Below are 3,993 nucleotides of genomic sequence, written 5' to 3' on the forward strand. Positions count from 1 at the left end.
CTGAATTAGCGTCTAGAGCCCAATACCATGATGTAGACTGGTTAAAACAGCAGTTTACCTATTATGTAGAAGGCTATACGCCAGAATCTAATCTAAATTAAACAAGCTTTATAAAATTCAATAAAAAGCAAAAGGACAGTTATGTTAAACATTAACGATATAAAAATTGCAGTAATTGGCCTGGGCTATGTTGGTCTACCCTTAGCGGTCGAATTTGGTAAAAAACATCCTGTTATTGGTTTTGATATCAATCAACACCGAATTGAAGAGCTAAAATCAGGGACGGACCATACCTTAGAAGTCAGTGATGAAGAGCTCGCCAGTGCCAAACAGTTAGAGTTTAGCTCAGACATTAATGAGCTGGCTGAATGCAACTTTTATATCGTAACTGTGCCTACGCCTATCGATGAATACAAACAGCCTGACTTAACGCCTTTAGTCAAAGCCTCTACCGCCATTGGTAGTGTGCTTAAAACAGGCGACATCGTGGTATATGAATCGACTGTATACCCTGGTGCTACTGAAGAAGTCTGCATCCCAGAATTAGAACGCAGCTCTGGCTTAGTGTTTAATAAAGATTTCTTTGCAGGCTATAGCCCAGAGCGTATTAATCCAGGTGATAAAGAGCACCGTGTCACTAACATTCTTAAAGTGACAGCAGGCTCTACTCCTGAGATAGCAGAGCTAGTAGATGAAGTATACAACCTGATTATTACAGCTGGCACCCATAAAGCACCTTCTATTAAAGTCGCTGAAGCCGCTAAAGTTATTGAAAATACACAGCGTGATGTCAACATTGCCCTAATCAATGAATTAGCAGTTATCTTTAATAAAATGGGCATTGATACTGAGGAAGTCTTAACTGCGGCAGGTACTAAATGGAACTTCTTACCATTCCGTCCAGGTCTTGTCGGTGGGCATTGTATCGGTGTTGACCCTTACTACCTCACTCATAAAGCTCAGGCCATTGGTTACAACCCAGAGATTATCTTGGCAGGTCGCCGCTTGAATGACAGTATGGGTGAATACGTGGTTACTCAGCTAGTCAAAACTATGATTAAAAAGCGTATCCAAGTTGAAGGAGCCAAAGTTTTAATCCTAGGTCTAAGCTTCAAAGAAAACTGCCCTGATGTGCGTAACACCAAAGTTATTGATATCGTGCATGAGCTAAAAGAATATAACATCGATGTTGATGTGTACGATCCTTGGGTCGATGCTGAAGAAGCTCAACAAGAATATGGCATTAGCCCTGTCAACGATATTGCTAACTTAGAAAATAATAGCTACGATGGCATTATCTTAGCTGTGGCTCACAATCAGTTCGTAGAAATGGGTGTGGAACAAATTAGAGCGCTAGGTAAATCCAATCACGTCCTCTACGATTTAAAATATCTATTTGATAGTAAGCTGAGCGATATTCGTTTGTAATATCACCTTGCTTATAAGGTGAACCCTAATTACTAGATAGTCTAAATTTTTAAAAATTAAAGAGTAAAGTCCTATGACCCAATACCAAAAGACTCAACAAGACTTAGTTGCTACCCCTAAGACCTGGCTTGTAACAGGCGTAGCAGGTTTTATTGGCTCGAATTTGCTTGAGACCTTATTAAAGCTCAATCAGACGGTGGTGGGTCTAGATAACTTCGCTACTGGCTATCAGAAGAACTTAGATGAAGTACAAAGCTTAGTATCTAATGAGCAGTGGCGGCGCTTTAGCTTCATTGAAGGTGATATTCGTAACTTTGCAGACTGCCAGCAGGCATGCTCTGGCGTAGACTATGTGCTACATCAAGCAGCTCTAGGATCCGTACCTCGCTCACTAGCAGATCCTATTACTACCAATGAAGTTAACATCTCAGGATTTTTAAATATGTTAACCGCTGCTCGTGATGCAGAGGTTAAAAGCTTCACCTATGCTGCCAGTAGCTCAACCTACGGAGATCATCCTGGCCTACCCAAAGTAGAAGATAAGATCGGTAAGCCATTGTCACCGTATGCGGTCACTAAATACGTTAATGAGCTCTATGCCGATGTATTCGCTCGCTCATATGGTTTCAAGAGTGTTGGCTTACGCTACTTCAATGTCTTTGGTCGTCGCCAAGATCCAGACGGTGCTTATGCAGCGGTAATTCCTAAGTGGACTGCTGCCATGATCAAGAATGATACGGTCTTCATCAACGGTGATGGTGAGACCAGTCGTGACTTCTGCTATATCGAAAATACAGTACAAGCCAATATCTTAGCAGCCACGACTCAGAATGAAGACGCTACTAATCAAGTATATAACGTAGCAGTTGGTGATCGGACTACACTGAATGAGCTGTTTAATGCGATTAAGTCAGCACTAGCAGATAACGGTGTGACCTACGAGCAGGAGCCGACTTATCGTGACTTTAGACCAGGCGATGTGCGTCACAGTCAAGCGGATGTCAGTAAAGCCAATAGCCTGCTTGGATATGAGCCTAAATTTAATATATCTCAGGGTATTAACGAAGCGATGGCTTGGTATGTTAAATCACTAAGCAATAAGTAGTAAGACTCAAATGTCTAAAAGAATTAGCTCCTTATTAAAAAACGAAGATATAAATCGTTTAGTAAAAAACTTCTTTTCCCTTAGCGTCTTAAAAGTAGTTAATTTAATACTACCTTTCGTAACCCTTCCTTACTTAATTAAGACACTAGGGTTAGAAAAATACGGAGCTATCGTTTTAGGTTTATCGTTAATAGCTTACTTTCAGGCTATAACGGATTATGGTTTTAACCTTTCAGCTACTCGGGAAGTAACTAAGCACAGAGAAAGTCGCAGACAGCTAAGCTTTATTTATAGTAAAACGCAAACGTCCAAGCTTTACTTATTACTTCTTTCTCTGATAATTATTGTGCCTTTAATATTGATCGTTCCACAGTTTCGTGAAGATTCGTTGGTTTACTTATTAATTTGCTTAATGTTAATAGGCCAATCTCTATTTCCAGAATGGTTTTTCCGTGGAGTAGAACAGATGGGATATATCACTGTTCTAGATGTTCTCATTAAGGGGGGGTTCACCATTGGAGTTTTTGCTCTAATTAAATCCCCAGATGATTATTGGCTATATCCTGCTCTCTTTGGATCAAGCTATTTATTTGTAGCATTACTATCACATGTATTAGTAATGCATAAATTTAAGTTAAATTTTTATATTGTAAGGCCTTCTAAAGTTATTAAAAACTTAAAGCTTGGTTTTCCACTCTTTATAAATCAATTTATGCCCAACTTCTATAATAATACGACTACCTTCTTAATAGGAATGCTATTGGGGAAACAACAAGCTGGTCTTTTCGGGGCTATAAGACAAATTACAAATTTATTAAATGTACTGAACTCGGTAGTATCTATAGTAGTATTCCCTTATTTAGTGCGTAGACAAGATAAGTTTGGAGTATTTAGCAGGCTTTATTTAGCAGGCTTTATCATTATTTCTTCTTCTTTAGCCTTAATTCATAAGACTATATTTCAATGGATAGGAATTAATAATACAGATTCAACCATAACATTTTTAATCTTAGTGGCAGGTATTAATTTTATAGTGGCATATAGTATTTATTCGACGAACTATCTGATAGCTAGAGGTTACGATAAAATTGTAATGAAGGTCACTTTTGTAGCTTCATTAACTGGTCTACTAACCTCTTACCCACTGATTAGCACCTTTGGTATTGTAGGCGGGGCAGCAAATATCGCATTCGCACAGTTGTTAATGGGCGGGAGTGCTTTTTTAATGTATATATTTATCAACAACAAAACATCAATCACAAACAGCACTGGTGCAACTAAAAGAAAGAGACACCTAAAAAAGTTTTGAAGTTAGCATGTTTAAAAATATTTTATGCATAAAGACATGCTGTAAACTAAGTTCTTATTTAAATATAAAGCTTATTACTCGTTATTATATTAATTAAAAGAATCAGGATCACTATGAAAAAAACAATATACTTTGCTAGTTTACCTAATGG

The 3,993-nt window shown here is 38.1% G+C and carries 3 protein-coding genes; all 3 read left to right on the forward strand.

The features are described from left to right. Positions 1–141 precede the first annotated feature (141 nt). The 3 genes from tviB (at position 142) to A1232T_RS13200 (ending at position 3,842) form a co-directional block, all read left to right on the forward strand. On the forward strand, positions 142–1,428 hold the full coding sequence (gene tviB / locus A1232T_RS13190; protein ID WP_077449812.1) for a Vi polysaccharide biosynthesis UDP-N-acetylglucosamine C-6 dehydrogenase TviB: 1,287 nt from the start codon (positions 142–144) through the stop codon (positions 1,426–1,428). A gap of 73 nt (positions 1,429–1,501) precedes the next feature. Then, on the forward strand, positions 1,502–2,533 hold the full coding sequence (locus tag A1232T_RS13195; RefSeq protein ID WP_077449813.1) for an NAD-dependent epimerase/dehydratase family protein: 1,032 nt from the start codon (positions 1,502–1,504) through the stop codon (positions 2,531–2,533). A gap of 10 nt (positions 2,534–2,543) precedes the next feature. Beyond that, positions 2,544–3,842 carry an oligosaccharide flippase family protein gene (locus A1232T_RS13200; protein WP_077449814.1) on the forward strand — a complete coding sequence of 433 codons (1,299 nt, stop codon included), beginning with the start codon at positions 2,544–2,546 and terminating at the stop codon, positions 3,840–3,842. Positions 3,843–3,993 lie beyond the last annotated feature (151 nt).

Origin of the sequence: Psychrobacter pasteurii, from assembly GCF_900162815.1 — a bacterium.
In the GTDB taxonomy this organism is placed as follows: Bacteria; Pseudomonadota; Gammaproteobacteria; order Pseudomonadales; family Moraxellaceae; genus Psychrobacter; species Psychrobacter pasteurii.

Bases quoted from the DNA above. Each gene is read 5' to 3' on its own strand.
- A1232T_RS13200 (WP_077449814.1), top strand. From the start codon at position 2,544: ATGTCTAAAAGAATTAGCTCCTTATTAAAAAACGAAGATATAAATCGT.
- A1232T_RS13195 (WP_077449813.1), top strand. From the start codon at position 1,502: ATGACCCAATACCAAAAGACTCAACAAGACTTAGTTGCTACCCCTAAG.
- tviB (WP_077449812.1), top strand. From the start codon at position 142: ATGTTAAACATTAACGATATAAAAATTGCAGTAATTGGCCTGGGCTAT.